26 protein-coding genes are annotated in these 23,213 nt (G+C 67.6%); 16 read left to right on the forward strand and 10 right to left on the reverse strand.

Annotation, left to right across the window (positions count from 1 at the left end; genetic code table 11):
• The first annotated feature begins 21 nt into the window (after positions 1-21).
• The 7 genes from MCBMB27_RS26180 (at position 22) to MCBMB27_RS30330 (ending at position 3,194) form a co-directional block, all read left to right on the forward strand.
• On the forward strand, positions 22-390 hold the full coding sequence (locus MCBMB27_RS26180) for a hypothetical protein (protein ID WP_043346618.1): 369 nt from the start codon (positions 22-24) through the stop codon (positions 388-390).
• Between the two features lie 333 nt (positions 391-723).
• On the forward strand, positions 724-933 hold the full coding sequence (locus tag MCBMB27_RS26185) for a cold-shock protein (RefSeq protein ID WP_043346616.1): 210 nt from the start codon (positions 724-726) through the stop codon (positions 931-933).
• A 105-nt stretch (positions 934-1,038) separates the two neighbouring features.
• Complete coding sequence (locus tag MCBMB27_RS26190; protein WP_043755289.1) at positions 1,039-1,401, forward strand: DUF6481 family protein; 363 nt, start codon at positions 1,039-1,041, stop codon at positions 1,399-1,401.
• A 41-nt stretch (positions 1,402-1,442) separates the two neighbouring features.
• Positions 1,443-1,640 (forward strand): hypothetical protein, encoded by a 198-nt coding sequence (locus MCBMB27_RS26195; RefSeq protein ID WP_043346614.1) that lies wholly within the window; start codon positions 1,443-1,445, stop codon positions 1,638-1,640.
• A gap of 560 nt (positions 1,641-2,200) precedes the next feature.
• Positions 2,201-2,437 carry a hypothetical protein gene (locus MCBMB27_RS26200; RefSeq protein ID WP_075382124.1) on the forward strand — a complete coding sequence of 79 codons (237 nt, stop codon included), beginning with the start codon at positions 2,201-2,203 and terminating at the stop codon, positions 2,435-2,437.
• Positions 2,438-2,529: 92 nt separating this feature from the next.
• The gene (locus MCBMB27_RS26205; RefSeq protein WP_075381644.1) at positions 2,530-2,787 is read left to right on the forward strand and encodes a hypothetical protein; all 258 of its coding nucleotides are present in this window, start codon (positions 2,530-2,532) and stop codon (positions 2,785-2,787) included.
• A 251-nt stretch (positions 2,788-3,038) separates the two neighbouring features.
• Entirely contained in the window at positions 3,039-3,194 is a 156-nt protein-coding gene (locus tag MCBMB27_RS30330; protein ID WP_164706323.1) for a hypothetical protein, read from the forward strand.
• A gap of 438 nt (positions 3,195-3,632) precedes the next feature.
• Here the strand turns inward: MCBMB27_RS30330 and MCBMB27_RS26210 are convergent, their stop codons facing one another.
• The gene (locus MCBMB27_RS26210) at positions 3,633-4,526 is read right to left on the reverse strand and encodes a LysR family transcriptional regulator (protein ID WP_043346609.1); all 894 of its coding nucleotides are present in this window, start codon (positions 4,524-4,526) and stop codon (positions 3,633-3,635) included.
• Between the two features lie 339 nt (positions 4,527-4,865).
• Here MCBMB27_RS26210 and MCBMB27_RS26215 point away from each other — a divergent pair, with 339 nt between their 5' ends.
• From MCBMB27_RS26215 to MCBMB27_RS26235, 5 genes are all read left to right on the forward strand, one after another.
• Positions 4,866-5,369, forward strand: coding sequence for a flavin reductase family protein (locus MCBMB27_RS26215; RefSeq protein ID WP_075381645.1), 504 nt, complete (start codon positions 4,866-4,868; stop codon positions 5,367-5,369).
• A 139-nt stretch (positions 5,370-5,508) separates the two neighbouring features.
• Positions 5,509-6,084 (forward strand): MFS transporter, encoded by a 576-nt coding sequence (locus MCBMB27_RS30710; RefSeq protein WP_236952836.1) that lies wholly within the window; start codon positions 5,509-5,511, stop codon positions 6,082-6,084.
• A 9-nt stretch (positions 6,085-6,093) separates the two neighbouring features.
• The gene (locus MCBMB27_RS30715) at positions 6,094-6,897 is read left to right on the forward strand and encodes an MFS transporter (protein ID WP_335633097.1); all 804 of its coding nucleotides are present in this window, start codon (positions 6,094-6,096) and stop codon (positions 6,895-6,897) included.
• Positions 6,898-6,926: 29 nt separating this feature from the next.
• Positions 6,927-8,081, forward strand: a complete 1,155-nt coding sequence (locus MCBMB27_RS26230; RefSeq protein ID WP_075382125.1) for an LLM class flavin-dependent oxidoreductase — start codon at positions 6,927-6,929, stop codon at positions 8,079-8,081.
• 19 nt (positions 8,082-8,100) lie between these two features.
• Positions 8,101-9,294, forward strand: coding sequence for a YbfB/YjiJ family MFS transporter (locus MCBMB27_RS26235; protein ID WP_210187515.1), 1,194 nt, complete (start codon positions 8,101-8,103; stop codon positions 9,292-9,294).
• Between the two features lie 117 nt (positions 9,295-9,411).
• Here the strand turns inward: MCBMB27_RS26235 and MCBMB27_RS26240 are convergent, their stop codons facing one another.
• The 6 genes from MCBMB27_RS26240 to MCBMB27_RS26265 are packed head-to-tail and all read right to left on the reverse strand — an operon-like array spanning position 9,412 to position 15,229.
• A complete protein-coding gene (locus MCBMB27_RS26240; protein ID WP_075381648.1) occupies positions 9,412-10,875 on the reverse strand; it encodes a class I adenylate-forming enzyme family protein in 1,464 nt (487 codons plus the stop codon).
• A 37-nt stretch (positions 10,876-10,912) separates the two neighbouring features.
• Positions 10,913-11,668, reverse strand: a complete 756-nt coding sequence (locus tag MCBMB27_RS26245; RefSeq protein WP_075381649.1) for a CoA-transferase subunit beta — start codon at positions 11,666-11,668, stop codon at positions 10,913-10,915.
• A complete protein-coding gene (locus tag MCBMB27_RS26250) occupies positions 11,661-12,488 on the reverse strand; it encodes a CoA transferase subunit A (protein ID WP_075381650.1) in 828 nt (275 codons plus the stop codon). The genes MCBMB27_RS26245 and MCBMB27_RS26250 overlap by 8 nt, the downstream gene beginning before the upstream one ends.
• 25 nt (positions 12,489-12,513) lie before the next feature.
• Complete coding sequence (locus tag MCBMB27_RS26255; protein WP_075381651.1) at positions 12,514-13,230, reverse strand: enoyl-CoA hydratase/isomerase family protein; 717 nt, start codon at positions 13,228-13,230, stop codon at positions 12,514-12,516.
• Between the two features lie 10 nt (positions 13,231-13,240).
• The gene (locus MCBMB27_RS26260) at positions 13,241-14,398 is read right to left on the reverse strand and encodes a CaiB/BaiF CoA transferase family protein (RefSeq protein ID WP_043346580.1); all 1,158 of its coding nucleotides are present in this window, start codon (positions 14,396-14,398) and stop codon (positions 13,241-13,243) included.
• Positions 14,399-14,413: 15 nt separating this feature from the next.
• Positions 14,414-15,229 (reverse strand): IclR family transcriptional regulator, encoded by an 816-nt coding sequence (locus MCBMB27_RS26265; protein ID WP_075381652.1) that lies wholly within the window; start codon positions 15,227-15,229, stop codon positions 14,414-14,416.
• 280 nt (positions 15,230-15,509) lie between these two features.
• Here MCBMB27_RS26265 and tcuC point away from each other — a divergent pair, with 280 nt between their 5' ends.
• The 3 genes from tcuC (at position 15,510) to MCBMB27_RS26280 (ending at position 18,306) form a co-directional block, all read left to right on the forward strand.
• On the forward strand, positions 15,510-16,817 hold the full coding sequence (tcuC, locus tag MCBMB27_RS26270; protein WP_043346575.1) for an MFS transporter: 1,308 nt from the start codon (positions 15,510-15,512) through the stop codon (positions 16,815-16,817).
• A 65-nt stretch (positions 16,818-16,882) separates the two neighbouring features.
• Entirely contained in the window at positions 16,883-17,092 is a 210-nt protein-coding gene (locus MCBMB27_RS26275; protein ID WP_075381653.1) for a hypothetical protein, read from the forward strand.
• A 116-nt stretch (positions 17,093-17,208) separates the two neighbouring features.
• On the forward strand, positions 17,209-18,306 hold the full coding sequence (locus MCBMB27_RS26280; protein WP_075381654.1) for a YeiH family protein: 1,098 nt from the start codon (positions 17,209-17,211) through the stop codon (positions 18,304-18,306).
• 312 nt (positions 18,307-18,618) lie between these two features.
• Here MCBMB27_RS26280 and MCBMB27_RS26285 read toward each other — a convergent pair whose 3' ends face one another.
• The 3 genes from MCBMB27_RS26285 to MCBMB27_RS26295 form a co-directional block, all read right to left on the reverse strand.
• Complete coding sequence (locus MCBMB27_RS26285; RefSeq protein WP_083683738.1) at positions 18,619-19,641, reverse strand: efflux RND transporter periplasmic adaptor subunit; 1,023 nt, start codon at positions 19,639-19,641, stop codon at positions 18,619-18,621.
• Complete coding sequence (locus MCBMB27_RS26290) at positions 19,625-21,292, reverse strand: ATP-binding cassette domain-containing protein (RefSeq protein ID WP_236953023.1); 1,668 nt, start codon at positions 21,290-21,292, stop codon at positions 19,625-19,627. Before MCBMB27_RS26290 ends, MCBMB27_RS26285 begins: the two co-directional genes overlap by 17 nt.
• Before the next feature lie 389 nt (positions 21,293-21,681).
• Complete coding sequence (locus MCBMB27_RS26295; RefSeq protein WP_075381656.1) at positions 21,682-21,963, reverse strand: hypothetical protein; 282 nt, start codon at positions 21,961-21,963, stop codon at positions 21,682-21,684.
• 335 nt (positions 21,964-22,298) lie between these two features.
• Between MCBMB27_RS26295 and MCBMB27_RS26300 the strand changes: the two genes are divergently transcribed.
• Positions 22,299-23,195 carry a LysR substrate-binding domain-containing protein gene (locus tag MCBMB27_RS26300; protein WP_043386218.1) on the forward strand — a complete coding sequence of 299 codons (897 nt, stop codon included), beginning with the start codon at positions 22,299-22,301 and terminating at the stop codon, positions 23,193-23,195.
• Positions 23,196-23,213 lie beyond the last annotated feature (18 nt).

The following is a 23,213-nucleotide window of genomic DNA, read 5'->3' on the forward strand; positions in this document are numbered from 1 at the left end:
CCCTTAAGTCAGGAGGACAGAATGCACGTCATGCGCTGGTTGACCAGCAAAATCATCGGTCTTTTCCTTGGCGAAACTCAGAGTCGCAGGGCGAATACGATGTCCAAAGAGCGCGAAGCCGGCACCTTCGAAGGCGGGTATTCCACAAAATCTCGACAGTTCGAAAGCGATTACAACGCAGCAACGCGAATGCTCAAGCTGCGGATCGATGAGCGCTTTCCGGACAGCTACTATGCCAGGCTGAGTTCCGACAGAAACAGCTCTTACGATTATGGTCAGGATCGCGCGCTGGCGATCGACACCATATCGACGGCCATCGCCATGGCCCTGCGCGGCGGTGCTTCCGTGGAACAAGCCGCGGCCGCTGGGGCGGCGAGTGTGAGGATCTGAAGGCAGCGTGCAGCTTCGTTCGGGTAACCGGGGACCCGGATTTGGAATCCATGGCGCGGTCGGTATGGAAACCGCTGCCTAGCTTCGCGCCGCTGATTTGCACCGCCAAAATCTTCTGCGCCGCGTATCAAACATCCTGCATTTTGACTTAGTGCTTGTGATTATCTCTCCGATGCCGTACAGATGATAAATCGACTTTTGGCCAGATATTCGGCCGCATCGCCTTAACAGGGCGAGCGCTCTGCATCTCTCCCATTTTCGAAAATTCGCGACCGAGCGCGTGCATGGCGTGCGCTCGACCTATTTAACTACCTATAACGATATGGAATACCTATGAGCATCGGCACCGTTAAGTGGTTCAACGACACCAAGGGCTTCGGCTTCATCCAGCCGGATGACGGCGGCAAGGACGTGTTCGTGCACATCTCCGCCGTCGAGCGTGCCGGCATGCAGGGTCTGACCGAAGGCCAGAAGGTCTCCTACGAAATGGAAACCGATCGCCGCAGCGGCAAGCAGTCCGCCGGCAGCCTCCAGGCCGTCTGAGCCACACTCCGTCTTCCAAGACGCGTCTCGAAGCCGTTCCCCCGGGGGCGGCTTCATCTGTATTTCGCAGCCAAAGCTTAGCTCTGGCGCGCACAAGGAATATTCGTGGGACCATACAAAGCAAGTCAGCTTGTTGACCATCTGGCGGCGATCGCCAAGTCGCGACAGGACACCCTGGCCCGGTTCCGGGCCCGCCCGTCAGCCGACGATCCGGCCCTTCGCGCCCGGCAGGCAGCCCGCCAGGCTGTGGTCGCGGCGCGGACTGCACGCAACACCGAGCGTGTGGTCGCCCGCCTCGCCGACGAAGCCGCACGCGAGGCTGAGAGTCTCGCTGCCAGCGCGCAGGCCGAAGCCGACCGGATTCGGTTGGTCGCCGAGGCAGCGGCTTTGCAGACGGCCCGCGCCGCTGAGCAGAAGGCCGCCCGCGACGCGCGCTTCGCCGCTCGCAAGGCCAGAGCCCGCCGGTAAGCCGGTCGCTCCCCGCTCAGCGCTTCTTTGGAGGACGAAACATGTCTCACAAGTTCAAGATCGGCCAGCACGTGCGGCAGCTGGGGACCAGCTATACGGGCAACAAGGGTATCGTCGACGGCCTGTTCGAAGTGGTCCGCCTCACACCGGATGACCGCTCCGGCGAACCCACCTACCGGATCCGGTCCGACGGCGGTGAGCGCGCGGCACGGGAAGGCGAACTCGTTCCGGCCTCTTGATCCATCCGGCCCGACCGGGCTTCCGCACGGCCGCTGCGTCCGGCAACGCTGCGGGAGCAATCGGGCCAGAGAAGAACGCCCTGAGGGAATGCTGCTGCGATCTGGATCGACGCGGCGAGCCGAACGCCACTCTCAGGACCGACAGGGACGATGATCCGTCCCGGCCTCGCCTGCCGCGGCGCAAGCCGAGGGAGACTGGCGGCCACACGGTGCGATCATCGGAGCGCCGCGCGATCTGCTGCGAGCAGAGCTACGGCGTCCGATCTCGTTTCTTCCAAAGATCGGCAAAGCTGCGACGATTGTTTCGAGCAGAGCATCTCGGATGCTCTGCCATGCCCGTACCGATCATCCGTCGCGACGGCACGAGCGACGGAGTTTGCGATGCACAGGCGCGCATCCTCTCGCTCGGCCTTCGGCTGCCCGTCGGCTCACGGCGAGTGTTCCCGCGCGGGAACCGGGTCCCGGAGCCAAACCATCATCGATCGCTGCTGCGAACCCGACATGTTCAGACGTGAGGATGTTTCATGCCCCCGGCCGGCGCCCATTCCCCCGAGGCGGCCATGATCGAGCCCAATCAGACCGCCTATATCCTCAAGGTGACGCGCCCCGACGAGGCGGAACTGATTGGTTCCTTGGTGATGTTCTACGCCGTGATCACGACCTCCGAGGACGAGGCGCTTGCGGTCGTGCGCCAGGCCGTGAAAGCGGATGCGGTGGTCGAGCCGACGGGCGTCCGCCTCGCTCAACAGACAGCCAGCGCCCTCAACCTGGAGGCGGGTCTCGCAAGAGCACTCTGACGCGTCTTCCAGGGCTGCCCCGGTCCTCGAGCGGGATCTCGTGTCGCCAGCCCGGCGGTGCGGCGACAGGCAGTGAACGGGGAACCTCCGCCATGGATATCGACCGCTTGGCAGAAACCGAGCGTGTGCTTGCGGTCACCGACCGTCTCTGGCGTGCCGAGATGCATCGGGTCTTCGGTCCCGACGCGGTGCTGCTCCACGGCTTCGGGGAGGAACGTCGGGGCGCGCCTGGAACACGCCTGCGGTCGACCTTCGAAGACAGACGCAGCGCGATCGCGGCCTGGCGGCGGGTGAGGAGTCCGGCGCCTTCGCGCGCCTTTACGGGCAGGCCGGTCGTCCCGGGAGCCTGACGCCCCTCATCGCAGAGCGGCGATGACCGTCCGCGCGAAAATCGGACACGGGGCCCTTTTGATGCGCGTTCCGGATGCGCAACGCAGCCGCCGCGGATCTCCGAACTGGCGAAACCCGCGCTCAGCCCCCTCCGAAAGTCGTCCCACCGTCGACACCCTGCGTTGGGAGTGGCGTTTTGGCTTCGGACGGCGCATAGCTTCGGCATCCCTCCGCGCAATCCCGTGCCCTGGGCGACGAAGCGGAGGCCGAGATGGCACGCGAATTTACGACCGGCAAAGCGCAGGCTGTTACGCCCGAGGACTTCAACGAGCGCGTCAAGCGTCTTTTCGCCGACAAGCCCGACCCGCGAAAGGCCGAGCCGAAGGGCAAAAACTACAAGTCGAACAATCCGTTCACAAAGAGCTGAGACCGAGCGCCCCGGGATAATTGCAGACGGGCCGCTATGAACTTGCGGCGCGTCGGGGATCCTGATCTGGGCATGACGCCGACGAAATCGGTGATTGTCCTGCTGCTGGACTGGTGGAGGCAAGTCTGATCGATGCGAGCTCGGTTCTCCAGCTCGACCGGGCCAGGCTCGCCGAGCGTCTACGACGCCGCGTTGCGTCGTAGACGGGCCCGATATCATCGAAGACGTCCACCTGCGCCTCGTCCCGCATGCAATGGGTCCGCGCCGGGCCGTCCGCTCGGCGCGGACACGTTCAGCGCCGCACCCCTTCAGGCGACCGACCGACGGCCCCGACGCGCATTCCGTGGGCTTTTCATCCGGCCTCACCGAACCGCTGAGGCCTCGCAGCTTCAGCCTCCTCGGGTCAGGCCGGACGGACAATCTCTTGAAGCTGCGGATTTAGCCAAGAGCGTCCTCGAACGTGCTCGACGCCGCCGCAAGGTCGGTGAGCAGGCGCGGAATGGTCGTTGTCGCGTCCGCCGCGTAGACGGCGAAGAATTCCACCAGCGGCCCCTCCGGGCAGGTCTCCAAAACCCTCAGGGCGCCGGATGCGATCTCCGCCCGGTAGCATTGGATCGGGAGAAGGCTGACGCCCACGCCGGCCTGCGTCAGGGAGGCGACGGCGCCCATGCTGTTGCAGAGATCGACGACGCGCGGCGCGTCGCCCCGTTCGTTGAGCCAATGCTCCACGGTTCGATGATGGAAGCTGTTCTTGCCGAGCGACAGGATGCGGATCGCCCGGAAGTCCGCAGGCTCGATTCTGCGGTTCGGAAGATCGAGGCCGCGGCCCGCCATCCAGGCGAAGCGCACCTGTCCGAGGGAGCGCGTGGCGAGGTGCGGGTCGAAGCGCGTGCCCGGCATCAGCGCCATGTCGATCTCGCCATTCGCCATCAGGGTCTGGAGGTCGGCCGTCAGGGCGACCTGCAATTCCAGGGTCAGGCGCGGATAGGATCGATGGATGAGGTCCACGAAATGCGGGAGCCACGTCACCGCGACCAGTTCGGCCACGCCGAGCCGGACGAGGCCGGACAGGGCGTCGCCGCTGCCGACCCGCGTCCGAATTTCAGCGCAGGCTGCGATGGCGCGCTCGGCATAGACCTGCAGCTCCCGGCCTTTGGCGGTCAGCCGGACCCGCCGCTGCGAGCGGTCGAAGAGGGAGACGCCGAGATCCAGCTCCAGGTCCTGGATCCGGGCCGAGATCGTCGACGGCGTCGCGTTCAGACGGTCAGCGGCGGCCGTAAAGCTTCCGCATCGCGCGATCTCGAGGAAGGTCTCGAGCTGTTTGATGTTCACGACCGAGCAGCCTTGATGACCGTGTAGCCTCTTCGGGATCTACGTGGAGAGAGCCCGCCAATCTGGAGGCGCGCGGGACGAGCCGGATCAGGCCTAGCAACCTGATCCCAGTCCTGCAAAATATCGATCGGGCGTCAACGATGACACGATGGTTCGACATTTTCGAACGTTTGCCTGCGGAATAATTCGCTTTTTTCGTGTCCTGCCAGCGCTATCGTGTCGTTCGTCGAGATGATCGCCGGTCAGAGCAACCGCTCCACCGCTTGCCCGGCCTGTCGCGTGGATTGCGGGACCGGCCGAATGCTGCGCGCGCCGTGACCGCAGGAAGGATGTGTTGTGATGATCCCGTCCCAGAGCATATCGGGAGATCAGTTCAAGTCGGTGATGCGGCGGTTCGCGGCCTCCGTGAACGTCATCACCTCTGCCGACGGGGCTGTGATGAACGGCATGACCGCTACCGCCGTCTGCAGCGTCTCGGCCGATCCGCCGAGCCTGCTCGTCATCGTCAACAAGTCGAACCGCTCGCATCCGGTGATCAGTCGATCCGGCACCTTCGCCGTCAACGTGCTGTCGAGCGATCAGGAGGAGCTGGCCGGGCACTTCGCCGCCAAGAAGCCGGATCCGTTCGCCGACATCGACCATCGGATCGGCCAGACCGGCTGTCCCCTGATCCGCGACGCCGACGCGACGCTCGAATGCGCCGTCGTGCAGGAGACGGATTTCGGCACGCATACGATCTTCATCGGGCGCATCGTGACCTGTGCGGTCGGGAGCAAGTCTCCGCTCCTCTACCACGAGGGTCGCTTCTGCCGTCTGGAGGACATGGCCCTGCACTACGCCTGACGGCGACCCGATCCTCTCCCGACGCAGCCGGCCCGTGACGCCAACGGGAACCGGCCGGAGAGCAGCGTGGCCCCAACAGGATCTGCACCAAGAAGAAGAGAGCGCAATCGCTCAAGACGCCAACACGAGGGTGGAAACGATGGCCTCTGCAGACGACAGCCGGCCCGGATTGGATCCGGGTCAGGCGAAGCACGCGCGTCGCGCCGTGATCGCCGCCACGATCGGCACGATGATCGAGTGGTACGACTTCTACCTCTACGGTCTCGTCGCCGCGCTCGTCTTCGGGAAGCTCTACTTCCCGTCGCATGACCCGTTCGCGGCGACGCTCCTCTCCTTCTCGACCTTCTTTCTCGGCTTCGTGGCCCGTCCCTTCGGGGCGGCGATCTTCGGACATTTCGGCGACCGGATCGGCCGCAAGGCCACGCTCGTGGTCACGCTGATGCTGATGGGGGTGAGCACCGTCCTCATCGGCCTGATCCCGACCTACGACTCGATCGGCATCTGGGGGGCCGTCGCCCTGACCACTCTGCGGATCTTGCAGGGCGTCGGGGTCGGCGGTGAGTGGGGCGGGGCCATCGCGGTCGCGACCGAGTGGGGTCAGTTCAACAAGCGGCGCGGCCTGGCCGGGAGCTGGCCGCAATTCGGCTCGCCGCTGGGCATGCTGCTGGCCGTCCTCGTCCTCACCGTCGTCACCCATGCCGGCTCGCCCGAGTAGTTCGAGACGATCGGCTGGCGCATCCCCTTCCTGCTGAGCGCCGTCCTGATCGCCGTCGGCCTCTACATCCGCCTGGGCGTGCTGGAGACCCCGGTCTTCGAGGAGATGAAGGCCAAGAAGCAGGTCGCCAAGGCACCGGTCCTCGACGCCGTGCGGCTGTACTGGAAGGACATCCTGCTCACCTGCCTGATCCGCACTGGACAGCAGGCGCCGTTCGTCCTCTTCACCACCTACCTGCTCTCCTACGGCACCGGCGTGCTGAAGCTCGAACGGTCGTTCCTGTTCAACTGCGTGCTGGCGGCCGCCGCAACCTCGCTGATCACGACGCCGCTGTTCGGCTACCTGTCGGACCGCATCGGCCGGAAGCGGATGTACCTGATCGGTGCCTTCACGATGCTGGTCTTCGCCTTCCCCTATTACTGGTTGATCAACAGTGCGATCCCGGCCGTGATCGCCCTGACGGTGGTCGCCTCCCTGGTGGTCCACGACATGCAGTACGGGCCGCAGGCCGCCTTCATCGCCGAGAGCTTCCCGCCGAACGTGCGCTACAGCGGTGCCTCGATCGGCTACCAGCTCGCCTCCCTCACCTCGGGCGGCCCGGCGCCGATCATCGCGACGTGGCTGATGCACACCTACGGCACCTCAACGGCGATCAGCTGCTACCTCGCGATCATCGCGGCGATCAGCCTGATCTCGGCGGCGCTCCTCAAGGACCGCTCGCAGGAGGACTACATCTCGGTCGCGCCGCGCGCGCCCGATCTGGACGCTGGCCAACCCCTCGTCGCGTCCAGCGCCAAGCCCACGCTCTCCTGACCACCGCCTGACCCGTGAAGGTGACGAGCATGCTCACCCAGAACCCCCTCACGCCGCACGCCCACGACGCGCCGGCCTCGCCCCTGGAACGCCTCGCGCCGAACAAGCTCATCCTCGGGCTGTTCCTGCCGATGCAGGAGGGCGCCTGGAGCCCGTCGCGGGCCCCGCGCTCGACTTCCTGGACCTTCGACTACCTCGCCCAGTGTACGCGGCAGGCCGAGGATCTCGGCTTCGACCTCGCCTTCGGCCTCGCCCAATGGATGGGCAAGGGCGGCTACGGCGGCGAGATTCATTTCCGCGAGCACGAGCTCGATCCGATCATCGTCAACACCGCGCTGGCGGCGATGACGAAGCGGATCGTCCTCATCAACACGGTGCACATCCTCTACGCGTGGCACCCCCTGCATCTCGCCAAGTTCGGGGCCGCCCTCGATCACATCAGCGGCGGCCGCTGGGGCGTGAACGTCGTCACGGGCTACAAGCCGAGCGAGTACCGGATGTTCGGCCTCGACATGATCGAGCACGACCTGCGCTACGACATGGCCGACGAGTTCACGACGCTCCTGGAGCGCCTCTGGGCCGAAGACGAGAACCTGACCTTCGCGGGGCGCTGGTGGAAGACCGAGAACGCCTTCCTGGCGCCGCGTCCGGGGGCCCGCCGGCCCTTCCTGGTCAACGCGGCCTCGTCCGGCGCCGGGCTGGCCTACGCGGCCAAGCACTCGGACCTGATCTTCATCACGAGCCCCGGCGGCGCCGAGCCCGCCAAGGCCTACGAGACCCTGCCGCCGGTCAACGCCCGGATCAAGGACCTCGCCGCCTCCTTGGGTCGGCAGGTCAAGACGATCATCAACCCCCACGTGATCTGCCGCCCCACCGAGAAGGAGGCGCAGGAGGCCTACCGCCGCATCCTGGAGCATGAGGATCCCGTCGCGGCCGACAACTTCGTCCAGACCTTCGTGGGTGGGGACACCAAGTCTTGGCGCGGTCACAGCCGCGCCCAGTGGGTGATCGGCGGAAACGTGCACCTTGTCGGCACGCCCGAGCAGATCGTCGAAGGCTTCGTGAAGCTGCAGGCGGCCGGCTGCGACGGCGTCCAGGTCAACTTCTTCGACTACCTGCCGGACCTCGCCTATTTCGGCGAGGCGGTCATCCCGATGATGAAGCTGGCGGGTCTGCGGACATGAACAGCGGCGGTCGGTGCCGGTGAGCGGCGCCGCTGCGCCTGTCCCGGCCGCGGGGGAGGCAGGAGGCCGGCTGCCGTTCCCGGCCCTTGCCGCCGGCTTCCTCGCGCTCGCCGTCGCGATCGGCATCGGTCGCTTCGTCTACACGCCGATCCTGCCCGCCATGGCGGACGGGCTCGGCCTCACCCGGGCAGAAACGGGCCTGATCGGCTCCGCCAACTTCGCCGGCTACCTCGCCGGCGCCCTGGCCTCGGCGCACCCGCTTCTGCTCCGGGCACGCAGGCTCTGGCTCGCCAGCGCCCTGGGGACCTGCGTCGCCACGCTCGTCGCCATGAGCGCGTGTTCGACGCTCGCCGCCTTCGTCGCCCTGCGCTTCGTCGGCGGCGCGGCGAGCGCCCTCGGCTTCGTCCTCGCCACGGCCCTGGTCATGGACCGGCTGACGCGGGCCGGGCGCTCCGATCTGGCCGCGCTCCATTACGCCGGTGTCGGGAGCGGGATCGCGCTGTCCGCGGCGGTCGTGTCCATCGCGCGGGAAGCCGGATGCGAGTGGCGTGCCCTCTGGATAATCAGCGGCGTGCTGGCCCTGGGGATCGCGGGACCGATCCTCTGGCTGCTCCAGGGATCCGCCCCGGCCGCCTCCCGGGCGCAGGCGGGGACCGCGAACTCCGCGTCGATCGCCCGGCTCGTGATCGCCTACGGTCTGTTCGGCTTCGGTTACGTGATCACCGCCACCTTCCTGGTCGCGATCGTCCGGACGTTGCCGCAACTCGCGACGGCCGAGGCCTATGTCTGGCTGTGCGTCGGTCTCGCCGCGGCGCCGTCCGTCGCGATCTGGGGCTGGGTCGAGCGGCGCTTGGGCTTTCGGACCAGCTTCGCCCTCGCGTGCCTCGTCGAGGCGTCGGGTGTGATGGCCAGCGTCCTGGCGGCCCATGTGCCGGCCATCCTCTACGCGGCCGTCGCCCTCGGCGGGACGTTCGTGGCCCTGACGTCGCTCGGCATCGACGGGGCGCGGCGGCTGCATGCCGGAAATCGTCAGCGGATCGTCGCGGTGATGATGGCGGCATTCGGGACCGGGCAGGTCATCGGTCCCGTGGCGGCGGGCGTCTTGGCCGATGCGTCCGGAAGCTTCACCGTGCCGTCCCTCGCCGCGGCGGCCGCGCTCCTGATCGCCGCGGCCCTGGTCCTGTCGTTGCCGGGCGCCGACGCGGCGGCCTGAAGGCCGGCGGTGCCCACCCGGCGGCGGGGGCGGTCTCCCGCGGGGTTCTGAGAGAGCCGTCGCGCGTCCGGGGCGTCGTGATGCCCAGGAGAGGGGACCGTCACCTGCGTGCGCGGATCAAGGAACGGCCAGCAGGCTGCGCAGCGCCTTGCGATCGGTCTTCCCGACGCCGTTGACCGGCAGCACATCGAGCTTGTGGATCTGCGCCGGCACATAGATCCGCGCGAGGGAGCCGCGCACGAAATCCTTGAGGCCCGGCTCGTCGAGGCCCTGGCCCTCCCGCAGCACCACGAAGGCCACCGGGACCTCGCCGAGATCCGCGTCGGGAGCGCCGACCACGCAGCAATCGCGGATGGCGGGATGGGCGGCGAGCTGTCGCTCGATTAGCGCGGGCGAGATGTTCTCGCCGCCGCGAATGATCACGTCCTTGATGCGCCCGGTGATGGACAGGAAGCCGTCGGCATCGAAGCGGCCGAGATCGCCTGTGCGCAGCCAGCCATCCACGATCGGCTGATCCGCGCTGCCGAGATAGCCGGCCATCAGGGCGGGGCCGGAGATGCGGATCTCCCCCTCCCGACCGGTCTCGACCGGGCGACCCGTAACGGGATCGAACAGGCCGACATTCTGCCCCTCCAGCACGGTTCCGATCGTGCCGATGCGGCGCCGGCCTGGCGGATTCATGGTCGAGGTGCAGGTTGCCTCCGACAGGCCGTAGGAGACGAGGAGCGGCACGCCGAAGGCGTCCTCGATCTGACGATGCAGGGTCGGCGTGATCGGCGCCGAGCCGCAGCGCAGGAAGCGCAGGCCCGGGAAGCGCTCGCCCTGGCGCAGCAGGGGCAGCATCCGCGCGTAGATCGTCGGCACCCCGGTCATGTAGGTGATGCCGCCGGTGCGCAGATGGTCAAGGGCGGCCTCGGCCTGGAAGCGCTCCATCAGCACGATCTCGGCCCCGGCCAGGAGCGGCACGATCAGCTGGTTGTTGACGCCGTTCGTGTGATGGAGCGGCATGACGTGGAGAAGCCGGTCTTCGGGCCGCGTGCCGGTGTGGCGGAGCACGCCTGTGGCGTTGCAGATGAGCCCTTCGTGGCGCAGCAGCACGCCCTTCGGCCGGCCGGTGCTCCCCGAGGTGAAGAGCAGCATGGCCTCGTCCCGCGGGCCGATCTCGGCCGCGAAGGCCGTCCCGCTGCTGAAACCGTCAAGCGCCCGGACGTCCAGGCCGGCCAGGGCGCGCCCGGTCACCTGCGCCGCGTAGGCCTCGGCGACGATGAGGTGCCGCATGCCGACAAGAGCCGCCTGCTCGGCCACAACCTCCGGCGCGAGCCCGGGCTCGAGGAAGCAGACGCAGGCGCCGGCCTGCAGGGCCCCGAAATAGGTCGCGATGGCCGCCGCGCTCTTGGGTGCGATCAGCCCGACCCGGTCGCCTTTCTCGACGCCCCAGTCCCGGACCGCCCCCGCGGCGGCGTCGATGCGTGCCCCGAGATCGGCGTAGGTGATGGGGTCCGGGGCCGCGAGGGCCGTGCGGCCCGCCTCGGCGTGATGCGCGATGGCCGCGCGCAGCCGCGCGCTGAGCGAGTCCGGCATGGCGGCGATCTCCTCTTCCCTTGGTCTGTCCCGCGCTTCAGCGCAGGCGGATGCCCGCATCGACCGCGAAACGGCCCGCCGGGTCGAGGGAAGCCAGCGCCGCCCGCTCCTCCGGGGTCGGCGGCGGCGTCGGCCCGGCATCCTCCGCCGAGAAGGCGAAGCCGGTACGGTCGCGGACCTCGTCGAGGCTCGCCTCCGGATGCCAGGAGGCCAGCGCGAGCCGGCCCTCGCGCTTCGTGAAGACGGCGATCGGCGTGACCACGCCGTGCATGCCGCCGGCCGCGGTGACGAAGTCGAGGGTCTCCACCAGGGTGCGCCGGGAATGCTCCGTGCGCCATGTGACCGCCCGGCGGGCGGTGGGCAGCATCACGGCCCCCCCACCGCCGCCCGGCAACCGCACCCGCGGGGCGTGCCAGTCGCCGATGCAGGAGACGTTCGTGCGGCCAAGGCCATCGACCTGGGCGGCGCCCAGGAAGCAGAGGTCCATCAGGCCGCGGGTGCAGAGATCGTAGAAATCCTCGTTGGCGAAGATCGCCCGCGAGCCCTCGGCGAGCACGGGGTCGGAGGAGGAGATCGGCACCTCCGACGGGTTCGGATCGACCCCACCGGCGACGTTGATGTAGGTGAACGCGAAGGGATAGGCCTGCTTGGCCAGGAGACAGGCCAGCATCGGCAGGGCCGAGTTCACGCCGCTGAAGGTGATCTCGTTCGGCCGCACGAACCGGGCGAGGTTCGTGACGATGTAAGAGAAGCCCGACCAAGCCCCGGTCACGTTGGACGCCGCCTCAGACATGGGCGGCCTCCCGCGCTTCTGGGCCGGCCGCGAGGTGGTCGGCGAGCACGCCCGGGGCGTCGGTCATGTAGGCCTCCACGGCCGGGTAATCGATCGCGTAATCCGGCCAGAGCGAACCGGGCCACGCCCCGTTCGGCACGATGCTCACCGCCTCGACGAGGAAGTGGGGCACCAGCGTCAGTTCGGGCTGGTCGCGGAAGGAGGCGTCCGGCGCGATCCGCTCAGCCACCACGAGCACGCGCCTGGCCGAGCGGCTCATGATCCGGTCCCAGTGGGAGGTCCCGAAGACGCGCACGTCTCCCGACTCGCTGACCTCGTTGGCCTGGATCACCGCGAAGTCCGGCTGGATCCGCGGGATGGCGTAGACCGCCTCGCCGCTGCCATAGGGATCCTCGATCGTCTTCCAGCCGTTCAGGGCGGCCAAGTCCGAGCCGTGGATGCCGCCGCAGGGCATGAACGGCACGCCGAAGGCCGCCGCCCGCAGGCCCGCGGTCAGGCTGGCGCAGGCATGCTCCTCCAGGCGGACGGCGCCGGATTCGATTGCGCGGCGGTACCAGGGGGCAAGGCCGAAATTGCCCTCCATGGCGACGATGCCGGCCCTCGCCCGGGACAGGGCGCCGGCGCGGCACAGGATGTCGATGTCGTAGCCCGGCGATTGCTTGACGACTTCGAGGTCGCGACGTCCCTGACGGATCAATTCGCGCACGAACGCGAAGGGGCCGCGATGCAGGAAACTGCCGCCCAGCGCGAGGGAGCTTCCGTCCGGCACCCGGGCGGCGAGATCCGCGAGGGAAATGATCTTCTGAGGTCCGGCGCTCACGGGGCGTCCTCCGGTCGGAAACGTGTCAGGCCGCGCGGTAGGCGCGGATGCGGTCCTTGAGACCCGGGCGCGCGGCCGAGGCGACGAGATCGGCGAGGTCGTCCGCGCGGGTGTCGCGGGCGGCAGCGCGGTTGAGGGCAGCGCCGGCCCAGGGAGACAGCCGCGTCGCCGCCTCCGACGCGGCCGCGACGGTGTCGGACCAGGACTCGGTCGCCGCGATAGCGGTGAGGAAACCATCGGACAGGGCCTCCGGCGTATCGAACACCCGGCCCTCCTGCAGGACGAGCCGGGCCTTGGAGCCCCCGACGCGATCGGCGTAGCGCCGCGTGCCGAGCACCAGCCCGAAAGACAGACCCGGCATGCGGAAGGTGGCGGCCGGATCGCCGACCCGCCGGCCGCAGGCGCAGACCACATCGACCCCGGCGCCGAAATTCCGCCCGTGCGCCAGCGCCAGGGTGTCGAAGGGCGCGTGGGCGAGCGCCTGGAGAAGCTGCTCGATCCGCACGAAGCGGAGCAGCAGGTCGCCCTCCGATTGATCCTCGTAGCCGCCGAAGTCGAACCCGGCGCTGAAGTTCCGGCCCGCTCCCTTGAGCACGAGGAGCCGGGTCCCGTCGCCGGCCGCCTCTCCCACGGCGTCGAGGAGCGCATCGACCAGGGCGGCCGACAGGGCGTTCATCTTGTCGGGGCGATTGAGCGTCAGGGTCAGCGTCTTGCCGCTGCGCGCCTTCAGGAGTTCGTCCATAACGCCGCCCTCAAGCCGTGCGGGCGCGGGCCGGCGCGCCGTCGCCGAACAGCTCGGCGTTGTGCTGGCCGAGCGCCGGCGGCTCCCGGTAGATCGGGAAGCCCTCGCCGGAGAATTTCAGCGGCGACACGAAGGTGCGCGTCTCGGACCCGGACGGCAGGGTGAGCGGCTGGACCCAGCCCATGTGCTCGACCTGCGGATCGGCGAGCGCGTCGGCGTAGCCGTTGATCGGCGCGCAGGGCACGCCCGCGGCGCGGAACCGGGCGAGCAGGTCGGCGCAGGTGCGGTCGGCGAAGTCGCGCTCCAGGATCCCGAGGAGGTCCTTCTGGTTCTGCGCCCGCAGGGCGGTCGTGGCGAAGCGCGGGTCCTCGGCGAGATCGCTCCGCCCGATCGCCGCGCAGGCGGCGCGGTAGAGGGCGTTGTTGCCCGCCGCCATGGCGAAGTAGCCGTCCTTGGCGCGGAAGGCCTGATAGGGCGCGTTGCGCGGGTGGGCCGAGCCCAGCCGCTTCGGGTCGCGGCCGCTGCCGAAATACTCGCTGGTCTGGAGGGCTGCCATCGCCAGGGAGGCCCCGAACATCGAGGCGTCGATGTGCACGCCGGTGCCGCCCGCTCGCACCTGGAGCAGCGCCGCCGCGATCGCGTAGGCCGCGTAGAGCCCGGTGCCGAAATCCGAGATCGGCACGCCGCACTTCACCGGCGGCGCACCGGGCTCGCCCGTGACGCTCATCACGCCGCTCATCGCCTGGAGCGTCAGGTCGAACCCGGCCTCCGACGAGCGCGGCCCCTCCTGGCCGAAAGCCGAGATCGAGCAGTAGACGAGGCTCGGCCGCCCGGCGCTGACGCTGGTGTAATCGAGGCCGAGCCGCTTCATCACGCCGGGGCGGTTATTCTCCAGCACCACGTCGGCGGAGGAAATGAGCTCAAGGGCCCGCGCCTTGTCGGCCGGATCCTTGAGGTCCAGCGTCACGGAGCGCTTATTGCGGTTCAGCGAGGCGAAGTTCTCGCTGAAGCCCTCGTTGAGGGGTGGCCAAGCCCGCATCGTGTCGCCGCCGTCCGGGTTCTCGACCTTGACGACGTCGGCCCCCATGTCGGCGAGCAGCATGGCGCAGAATGGCCCGGCCGCAACACTGCAGAACTCGATCACGCGGATACCGGACAGCGGTCGCACGGGCCTACTCCTCGATCAGACAACCGTCGCCGACGCAGGCTCGGGCGCGAGGCCTCGGGCGTGGCGCGGCGCCGGATGGGATGAGACGGTGATGGGGTTGTAGCCGAGGGCACGCGACAGGCTGCGCGCCGCGTCGACAACGACGTCGCTGAAGCGGCGCAGAGCCGTCGGGTTCAGGCGGTCGGCCGGACCGGAGATGCCGATCGCAGCCACGGGACGGCCCATGGCATCGTGAACGATGGCGGCAAGCCCGCAGACGCCTTCGCGCCACTCCCCGCGATTGACCGCAAAGCCCTGGATCCGGACCTGTTCCAGCTCCCGCCGCAGCAGGTCCAGCGTCGGGATCGTGCGCGGCGTGTGAAGCGAGAGCGTCTCCGGCAGATGGGCCAGCGCCTCTTCCTGGTAAGCCAGCAGCGCCTTGCCGGAGGCCACGCAGTAGGCCGGGGCGCGGCCACCGATCGACGAGTAGGCGCGGACCGGTTGCGGGCTCTCGATCTTGTGCAGGTAGATGACGTCAGCCCTGTCGAGCAGCGACAGGTGGATCGTCTCCTGCGTCTGCTCGGCCAGGACCCGCATGAAGGGCTCCGCGACCTGCCGGACGTCGATCCGCGCCACCACCGGGCTGGCGAGTTCGAACAGCTTCAGGGTGCAGGCGTAGGTGCCGCCCGGGTTGGCGTGCACGTAGCCGGCGGCCACCAGGGTCTGCAGCGTGCGATGCACATTGCTCTTCGTCAGGTTCAGGGCGCGCGCCAGTTCGCTGACGCCACGGGGCGCATCGCTTCCGGCGAGGTGCTCCAGAAGCGTCAGTCCTTTGATGAGTGTGCTGTCCATCGTTCTAATATCCGATACAGCGTTCTGCTAAACGCTATCGCCTCGCATCCGGACCCGTCAAGGGCGTGCTTCCGGATTGCTGCGGAAAGTAAGTGCTTGCGCCCGACCATTCGGTTCAATGATCGCGCGAGCAACAGATTCGACATTGACGGCGGCCAACGACCTCCCTAGCCTAATAAATCATGAGACGGCGTTCTACATAATAGAACAACCTGCGTCGCCTCTCGAACCAGCGGTAGACTTCTGCGGAAGTGACCGCTCCGCTGACGGGAGAGAAACCATGGACGCCTCGGCCCAACGCCCACCTTCCAAGAAGGATGTCTTCCGCGTCGTCAGCGGCAACTTCCTCGAGATGTACGATTTCATGGTCTACGGCTTCTATGCGGCTGCCGTGGCGAAAGCGGTCTTTCCCAACGACAACGAGTACGTCTCGTTGATGCTGTCGCTGGCCACCTTCGGGATCGGTTTCCTGATGCGCCCGCTCGGCGCCATCGTGCTGGGCGCCTATATCGACCGGCACGGCCGACGGGCCGGCTTGGTCATGAGCCTCGCCATCATGTCGATCGGCGTCGCCCTGATCGCCTTCACGCCGACCTACGCCTCGATCGGCATCGCCGCGCCCATTCTCGTCCTGATCGGCCGCCTGCTGCAGGGGTTCTCCGCTGGCGCGGAATCGGGCGGTGTGTCGGTCTACCTGTCCGAGATCGCCACGCCGGGCAACCGTGGCTTCTACGTGAGCTGGCAATCGGCCAGCCAGCAGGTCGCTGTGGTCTTCGCCGCCATCATCGGCGTGTCCCTGCGCGGTTTCCTCTCCGAGGAGCAGATGCTCGCCTGGGGCTGGCGCATCCCGTTCCTGATCGGCTGCCTGATCATTCCGGTCCTGTTCTGGATCCGGCGCTCGATGCAGGAGAGTGCCGATTTCGCGCAGCGGGCCAAGCATCGCCGCGCGACACTCGGCGAGATCTACCGGTCACTCCTCCAAAACTGGGCCATCGTTCTCAGGGCCGTGCTGCTCGTCACGCTGACGAGCGTCTTCTTCTACATGATCACGGCGTATACACCGACCTATGCGCGTCAGGTGCTCGGCCTGAGCGCCCATGACAGCTTCGTCGTCACCGTCTGCGTCGGCATCGCGAATTTCATCTGGGTTCCCGTCATGGGGGCGGTGTCGGACCGCGTGGGACGCCTGCCGGTGCTGCTGACCTTCTCGGTGCTGATCGGCCTCACGGCCTACCCGGTTATGGCGTGGCTCGTGTCGGACCCGTCCTTCGGCCGGCTTCTGGCCGCCCTGATGTGGATGTCCTTCCTATACGGTGGCTATCAGGGCGTGATGGTCGTCACGTTGACCGAGATCATGCCGGCCGAGGTGCGCGCCACCGGCTTCTCGCTGGCCTACAGTCTCGCGCAGGCGATCTTCGGCGGATTCACACCGGCGGTCTGCACCTATCTGATCCACGAAACGGGGAACCGTGCCATGCCGGGCCTCTGGCTCGCCTGCGCGGCGCTGTTCTCGATCGTGGGCACGCTGACGCTCTATCGCAACGCCGACATCGCGCGACGCGGGACGGCGGCCGTCACGCCGGCCTGAGCGCGGATCGGAACGGTGCGCCCGCGGGAGGGATGAGAACCGTGATGGGCAGGCGAAGTCGTCTGATGACGTCGGCCCTCGGCGCGGGCGGCCGGGTCGTCGCGCCGCTTCGCAGCGGGGCGGCCGATTCCGCGTCGCCGACCTTCGGCACCGGGCAGCGTCCGCGGGTGGCGTATCCGGGCAAGCGCCCGCTCCGGCAGATGCCCCTGCGCCTGCCGCAACGGGTGACGCCGTTTGCCGGATCCGACGCGGGCGCGAGGGGCTGCGCCCGGTGAATCGGCATGCCGCTCAAGCACGTGGTCGACCAGGCGATGATCGAGGGGCAGCAGGCCAAGGCCAGCGCCGCATGTCTCGGCGCAACCATTAGAGAGCCGGACAAGGAGGTGATGCCATGACCGCCAGGATGGCCAATCGCGTCGCACCAGACAGTGCGCCTGCGGACCGAGCCGGCAGATCCTTTCGGGCCGGTGCAGCGGGCCGGCTGATGCCGGGGCTTTTCCTGTGCCTCATCCTGACCGTCATGGCGCAGGCGCTGCAGGCCGGCGAGGAGCACCTGACCGGCCACCCCTATGTCGAGGCCCTGGTGCTCGCCATCCTGCTCGGGACGGCCCTGCGCACCGCCTGGGTGCCGGGAGCGCGCTTCAAGGCCGGAATCGCCTTCTCGGCCAAGCAGGTGCTGGAGGTGGCCGTCGTCCTGCTCGGAGCCTCGGTGAGTCTCGGGGCCATCGTTGCGTCGGGCCCGGCGCTTTTGGCCGGCATCGTCGGCGCAGTGGCGCTCACCATCCTAGTGAGCTGCGCCATCTGCCGCGCTCTGGGCCTGCCGGTGCGCATGGCGCTGCTGATCGCCTGCGGCAATGCCATCTGCGGGAACTCGGCCATCGCCGCGGTGGCGCCCGTCATCGGCGCCGACAGCCGGGACGTGGCAGCCGCCATCGCGTTCACGGCCGTGCTGGGCGTCCTGATGGTGCTCGGCTTGCCGCTGTTCGTACCGCTCGCCGGATTCGGTGAACATCAGTACGGCGTGCTGGCGGGGCTTACGGTCTACGCAGTCCCACAGGTGCTGGCCGCGACCGTGCCGGTGGGCGCGCTCGCGACGCAGGTGGGCACGCTGGTCAAGCTGGTGCGGGTGCTGATGCTCGGACCCGTCGTGGTGGTCCTGTCGCTGATCGCGCCGCGCCTGCCCGCGGACGGGGCAAGGGCCGGTGCTCCGGGCCGGCTCGGCTTCTTCAAGCTGGTGCCCTGGTTCATCCTGGGCTTCCTGGCGCTCGCCACGCTGCGCGCGCTCGGCTTCATCCCGGAGGACTGGCTGCAGCCGCTCTCACGGATCGCCGGCTTCCTCACGATCGTCTCGATGGCCGCCTTGGGCCTGGGCGTCGATGTGCGCATCCTGGCCCAGGTCGGCGGCCGGGTGACGCTCGGGGTTACTGCCTCGCTCCTCGTGCTCCTGGCCATCGCCGTCCTGCTCATCCGCGGCCTCGGGGTCGGCTGATCCGGCCGGCAACCGAAGGCGATGAATTTCACGCGCAATTCTTGCAACGGGCCTGCTCGCAGCGCAGTCGTCACCACCACTTTGTAAGATCTGCGTTTAGAGCGCCGACATCTTCGGCTGCGCGGCCGATATCGGCGCGTAGCGACCGGCCGGATCTGGCCGAGTGCCACCAATCCGCGTCAGATGAGGCCCCCCGGACAGGCGGATACGGGGCATGTGAGCCGCCGCGTTCATGCAGCCCGCGGTCGCTTCGCACCTGGGCAAGCGATGCAAGTCCATACGCGCAGAGTGTGACTGCGGAATTCCAGGCTCTTAAGTTGTGCCCGGATTCGGCGCACGGAATTCCAGCGGAAAGTTGTTCAGGATCCGCCAGAGCTCGTAGCCGATCGACACCGTTTCCATCTGGATAAAGCCGCGCACTTTCGCACCCAGCGGAATGAACTCAGCGTCGGGCCATGCGGGCTTGCCGGGATCCTGCTCGACCAGCACGCGGAACCGGCCAGTTTGTTGCGCAGAGGGATCGACCGCACGCACGCGCCCGTCAAACATGCCATGAGCCACGGAGGGCCAGCCGCTGAACTGAATGGCTGGCCAGCCTTCGAAGGCCAGGCGCACGGGCTGGCCGGGCCTGATCAAGGCGACATCGCGCCCGTCGACCATCAGCTCCACCACACGGGCCGGTGCGTGCGGCGCCAGAGTGGCCAGGGTGTCCCCTGCGTTCACCAAGGTGCCGCCGGTGGCCGCGTTGATGTGGAGGATCCGGCCGTCCCGCGGCGCGCGAACCAGCTGCGCCGATTGGCGGTTTACGGTCACTTCGAGCCGGCTCAGTTTGGCCTTGGCCTCGGCCAGGCGCGCGCGCCGCTCAGCGACCAGGATCTGTGCCGCCTCGAAGTTGCGCCGCGTCACGAAGCCCTTCTCGGCGGCCTCACGGGTCTGGCTGACCTGACTTTCCGCAACCTTCACCGCCTGCTCGGCTGCCGCGATCTCGGCCTCGATCTGCTCGCGCTCGGCGGCGAGCCGCTGCAGCAGAAACGGATCGTTGTCGACGAGGCGCGCGATCGGATCTCCGGCGCGGACCCGCTGGCCATCCTCCACGTACCAGTGCTCGACTCGGCCCTGGACCAGGGCGGTGATTGCCTGCACGCGGTCCGCTGGATTCGGGGCCATGACGCGGCCCGTGCCGGCCGAGGTCTGTACCCAGGGGACGTACAGGAGGATCAGGACCGCAAGAAGGGTCCCGATCCCGAGCATCCAGCCGACCGCGACAGCTGCGCGAGGCGCCTGGATCGATGTCAGAGTCGGGAAGTGATGCAGGTGTTCAGGCCGCGACAGCATGAGACCTCTCCCGTAGCGTCACTTGATCGGTGCGGCCGTCGTGATCGACGGTGCGCTTCTGCTCAGGCAGGCCGAGCCGGAGGTGGCGATCGTGGATCGGCTGGGCCGGGCGCTGCGTGACATGCAGCACCGTCGTGCCCGCCTCCCGGAACCGCGCGAACGCCGCTGCGATCCGATCCGGGGGCAGCAGATCGTAGAGCGTCGACAAGACGACGAGCTTCGGCGGATGCGAAAGGGCGGCGGCGAGCTTGAGAGCCATGGACTCGACCGTCGTGAGCGGCCAGCCGGACGACGAGAGCAGCGTATCGAGCCCCTGGGGCAGGTGCAGGACGCGCTCGGACAATCCGACGCGCTCAAGGCTATCGTGGATCGTCGCGGCGTTCCGGCCTGGGTCCATCGACAGGTAGGCGCGGATCGTCATCTCGGGGAGCGTCGGCCGATCCAGGACGAGGAGCCCGGAACGTAGGCTGTCCGGGTCGAACGCAGCGATATCGGCACCGCCGATCATCACCGATCCCCGCCGCGGACGGAGCTCCTGCCTGAGCAGCGCCGCGATCGTCCGCTCGACAGTTTCGTCGGCCGTCACGGACAGGATTTCACCGCTCTGGATCGCAACGTCGAACCGGTAGCCTTCGGCCTCGACCTCACGCAGGCGCAGGGATCCATCGACCGGGACCGCACTGGATTGTCCCGCCCGGTCCTCCTGCTCGATCCCTTCGAACTGCGCCAGTTCGTGGAGTGACGCGACCAGCCCGTAGAAGGTTTCCACGTGGGAGCCCAGTTGCGAGAGACCATAGAACGCCCCGGACAGGACGAGTTCCGCGGCCACGAGCTGTCCGAGCGACAGCTGGCCCTGCAGGATCAGCCATCCGCCCAACGCAAGCAGTCCGGCGCTGGCGACAGCGTAGATCAGGAGAAATCCGATGGTCTGCGCGAAGGTGTGTCGGAAATGGCGGCGATGCGCCCGCACATAGGCCGCGGTCATCGTCTCGGAACGCCCCATGGCAAAGTCGAGGCGACGGTCGTCCTTGTAGAAGCCGTTCGAGCGGCCGACGCTCTCGAGCCAGGACGCCGTCTCGTGCTTCGCGTGGCTCAGGGCCGCGGCCGACCGGAGAGCCGGTCCCACCCAGAGGAGCCAGATCCCGAGCAGCAGAGAGGCGACCAGGAGATTGAAGGCGAGAAAGAAGGGGTGATAGAAGCTCGTCAGAACAAGACCAATCCCGGATTGCAGAAGGATTGCAAATCCGCCGATCAGGAGATGCGGGACCGCCTTCTGAACCGTCACGAGATCGAAAAAGCGGTTGAACAGAGCGCTGCGCCGAGCGTCGTCGAACTGCGGATCCCTGGCGTGGACGGCGCGCACGGTGATATCCGCGACGATTCTGGCGAAGACGCGCCGTTCGAATAGGGCCATCACGTAGATGCGGGCCGCACTCAGGGCGGCGACGACCAGCAGCAATCCGAGCAAGAGACCCGACAGGACGAACAAGGGCGCCGGCAGCCCCGTGTTCGCCACGGAGTTGATCAGGAGCTGGACGGAAACGGGTGCCGCGAGACCCAGGAGCGCGATGGCACCTCCGTAGACGATCGCCAGCCAGACAAAACGCGCCTCCGGGTTCAAGAGGCGCGCGATGAGCCTGCAGGCTTCCACGACAGTCAAAGGGGTGTGTCTGATCGCATCCATCGATCGAGGACTTTCCAGAACAGGTTCGATTTGTGCGTTCTGCATCACGATTTCGATCGGATGCAGTGCGTTGCTCGCCAGTCATTGGTCAATTGCTGTCTCCCGGCGTCCGGATTGCGCCGCGGATCGGCACCAGAGAGGCACCTTTCCGGGTCGGGGCGCGATCGCGCTGCGGTCTCGCAGAGGACGCGGCGGACGATTTGCGGGAGGACTCCCGTAGGAGACCGCCGGGACGCGCCCTGTGAGGCGAGGATCGGGAGAGCGGTCCGCCATGACACGATGGCGTGGCGGACCGATACGTTGCCGGCCCTCACGTGAGACACGGCCGGCTGTCGGGCCGAGGACGCTGGCCCCGTTCAGCAGCGGTAGCCGCCCGCCGTCTGTCCGTATTGCTGCACCGGAAAGTGCTGCTGATCAGCATTGCCTTCCTGCGCCGAGCTTCTCCGGCAGCCACCAGTGGAAAACCGCGGGGCGTCCGACATGTCGATCGCGTTGGTCGACAGTCCGTCCCAGGTCGTCTGGGGCAGGGGCCGCATTTGAGATCCGACGCGGTAGTCGGCGACGGCCGCAGAGATCGGCGCGATCGCACAGAGGGCCGTCACGAGCGCCACACGGGCTGTCTTCAGCGAAGTCTTCATGGTTCGTCTCCACTCAAGATCACGGTCATATCGACCTGTTCGCGGCTGAGGCGCACCGGCCCGCCAATGCGTGACCGACATTCTCGCCTCATCCAGGCAAATGACCTGGAAACGACCGGGCCGCAGAACAACGCTACGGAGCCAATGATGATCATTGTGAAAATAAATGGACACAGGATTGGGCATGGCAGGGATAATTTTTAATCCTGCGATAACTTGTGCAAGCTTATGGTCATGTGCGTTTCATCACGCAGCGGCGTCGATTTTGACAGTGAGGCGGCAGGAAAGCGGCCCGGGTGCTTGCAGGGCGCCCGGAGAGATTTGATGTCGGGACGATGCCGGGTCCACCCCTTCCGTTCGACCTCGATTTGTTGCGCACCTTCGTCGCGATCGTCGACAACGGCAGTTTCACGCGTGCCGCTCAACGCCTGAGCCTGACGCAGTCGACCGTGTCGCTGCAGATCAAGCGCCTGGAAGACGGGCTCGCGCGCCGCTTGTTCGACCGGGACGGCCGGGACTTGCAGCTGACGCCCGAGGGCGAGATCCTGCTCACCTATGCGCGGCAAATCTTGCAGCTGGGAGCCGAGGCGCTCTCGCGCCTGCGCGAGACGGATGTATCGGGCGTCGTCAGGCTTGGAACGCCCGAGGATTTTGCGACGACGCACCTGTCGGAGGTTCTGGCGTGTTTCGCGAGGACCCATCCGCAGGTCGCGCTTCAGGTGCAGTGCGACTTCACCGTCAACCTCCTCGCTGATTTCGCGAAGGGTCGCTACGACCTGATCTTGTTCAAGCGCGAACCGCAGGGGCCGAGCGGCGGGACCAAGGTCTGGCGGGAGGTGCTCGACTGGGTCGCGTCGCCGCGCCTCGTCACGGAAACCGAGGGCCCGATCCCCCTCATCCTCGCACCGGCCCCCGATGTCTATCGCAAGCGTGCGCTGTCAGCCCTCGACGCGGCCGGACGCGACTGGCGCATCGTCTACACCAGCCCAAGTTTGGCCGGGCTTCAGGCCGCCGTCCAAGCCGGGCTCGGCGTAACGGTTCTGCCGACGGAAATGATACCGGCGGACATGGTCTCGGTGTCTGCTCGGCTTCAGCTTCCAAAACTGCCCGATACGGAGATCGTCCTTTACCGGGCTCCCGGACATGTCACGCCGGCTGCCGAGCTGCTGTCGTCGACGATCATCGCCGCCCTGGAGCAGCGCGTCGTGGTGTCCAAGGCCGTCGCCGTGTGACGGCCTTGGAACCGGACC

It is taken from the genome of Methylobacterium phyllosphaerae (assembly GCF_001936175.1).
Taxonomy (GTDB): domain Bacteria; phylum Pseudomonadota; class Alphaproteobacteria; order Rhizobiales; family Beijerinckiaceae; genus Methylobacterium; species Methylobacterium fujisawaense.

Excerpts from the sequence above, each read along its gene's own strand:
- MCBMB27_RS26185 (WP_043346616.1), top strand. The coding sequence starts at position 724 with ATGAGCATCGGCACCGTTAAGTGGTTCAACGACACCAAGGGCTTCGGC.
- MCBMB27_RS26280 (WP_075381654.1), top strand. The coding sequence starts at position 17,209 with ATGACCGCCAGGATGGCCAATCGCGTCGCACCAGACAGTGCGCCTGCG.
- MCBMB27_RS26275 (WP_075381653.1), top strand. The coding sequence starts at position 16,883 with ATGACGTCGGCCCTCGGCGCGGGCGGCCGGGTCGTCGCGCCGCTTCGC.
- MCBMB27_RS26200 (WP_075382124.1), top strand. The coding sequence starts at position 2,201 with ATGATCGAGCCCAATCAGACCGCCTATATCCTCAAGGTGACGCGCCCC.
- tcuC (WP_043346575.1), top strand. The coding sequence starts at position 15,510 with ATGGACGCCTCGGCCCAACGCCCACCTTCCAAGAAGGATGTCTTCCGC.
- MCBMB27_RS26245 (WP_075381649.1), bottom strand. The coding sequence starts at position 11,668 with ATGTCTGAGGCGGCGTCCAACGTGACCGGGGCTTGGTCGGGCTTCTCT.
- MCBMB27_RS26285 (WP_083683738.1), bottom strand. The coding sequence starts at position 19,641 with ATGCTGTCGCGGCCTGAACACCTGCATCACTTCCCGACTCTGACATCG.
- MCBMB27_RS26180 (WP_043346618.1), top strand. The coding sequence starts at position 22 with ATGCACGTCATGCGCTGGTTGACCAGCAAAATCATCGGTCTTTTCCTT.
- MCBMB27_RS30330 (WP_164706323.1), top strand. The coding sequence starts at position 3,039 with ATGGCACGCGAATTTACGACCGGCAAAGCGCAGGCTGTTACGCCCGAG.
- MCBMB27_RS26215 (WP_075381645.1), top strand. The coding sequence starts at position 4,866 with ATGATCCCGTCCCAGAGCATATCGGGAGATCAGTTCAAGTCGGTGATG.
- MCBMB27_RS26265 (WP_075381652.1), bottom strand. The coding sequence starts at position 15,229 with ATGGACAGCACACTCATCAAAGGACTGACGCTTCTGGAGCACCTCGCC.
- MCBMB27_RS26295 (WP_075381656.1), bottom strand. The coding sequence starts at position 21,963 with ATGAAGACTTCGCTGAAGACAGCCCGTGTGGCGCTCGTGACGGCCCTC.
- MCBMB27_RS26195 (WP_043346614.1), top strand. The coding sequence starts at position 1,443 with ATGTCTCACAAGTTCAAGATCGGCCAGCACGTGCGGCAGCTGGGGACC.
- MCBMB27_RS30710 (WP_236952836.1), top strand. The coding sequence starts at position 5,509 with ATGGCCTCTGCAGACGACAGCCGGCCCGGATTGGATCCGGGTCAGGCG.
- MCBMB27_RS26205 (WP_075381644.1), top strand. The coding sequence starts at position 2,530 with ATGGATATCGACCGCTTGGCAGAAACCGAGCGTGTGCTTGCGGTCACC.
- MCBMB27_RS26230 (WP_075382125.1), top strand. The coding sequence starts at position 6,927 with ATGCTCACCCAGAACCCCCTCACGCCGCACGCCCACGACGCGCCGGCC.
- MCBMB27_RS26300 (WP_043386218.1), top strand. The coding sequence starts at position 22,299 with ATGCCGGGTCCACCCCTTCCGTTCGACCTCGATTTGTTGCGCACCTTC.
- MCBMB27_RS26240 (WP_075381648.1), bottom strand. The coding sequence starts at position 10,875 with ATGCCGGACTCGCTCAGCGCGCGGCTGCGCGCGGCCATCGCGCATCAC.
- MCBMB27_RS26255 (WP_075381651.1), bottom strand. The coding sequence starts at position 13,230 with ATGGACGAACTCCTGAAGGCGCGCAGCGGCAAGACGCTGACCCTGACG.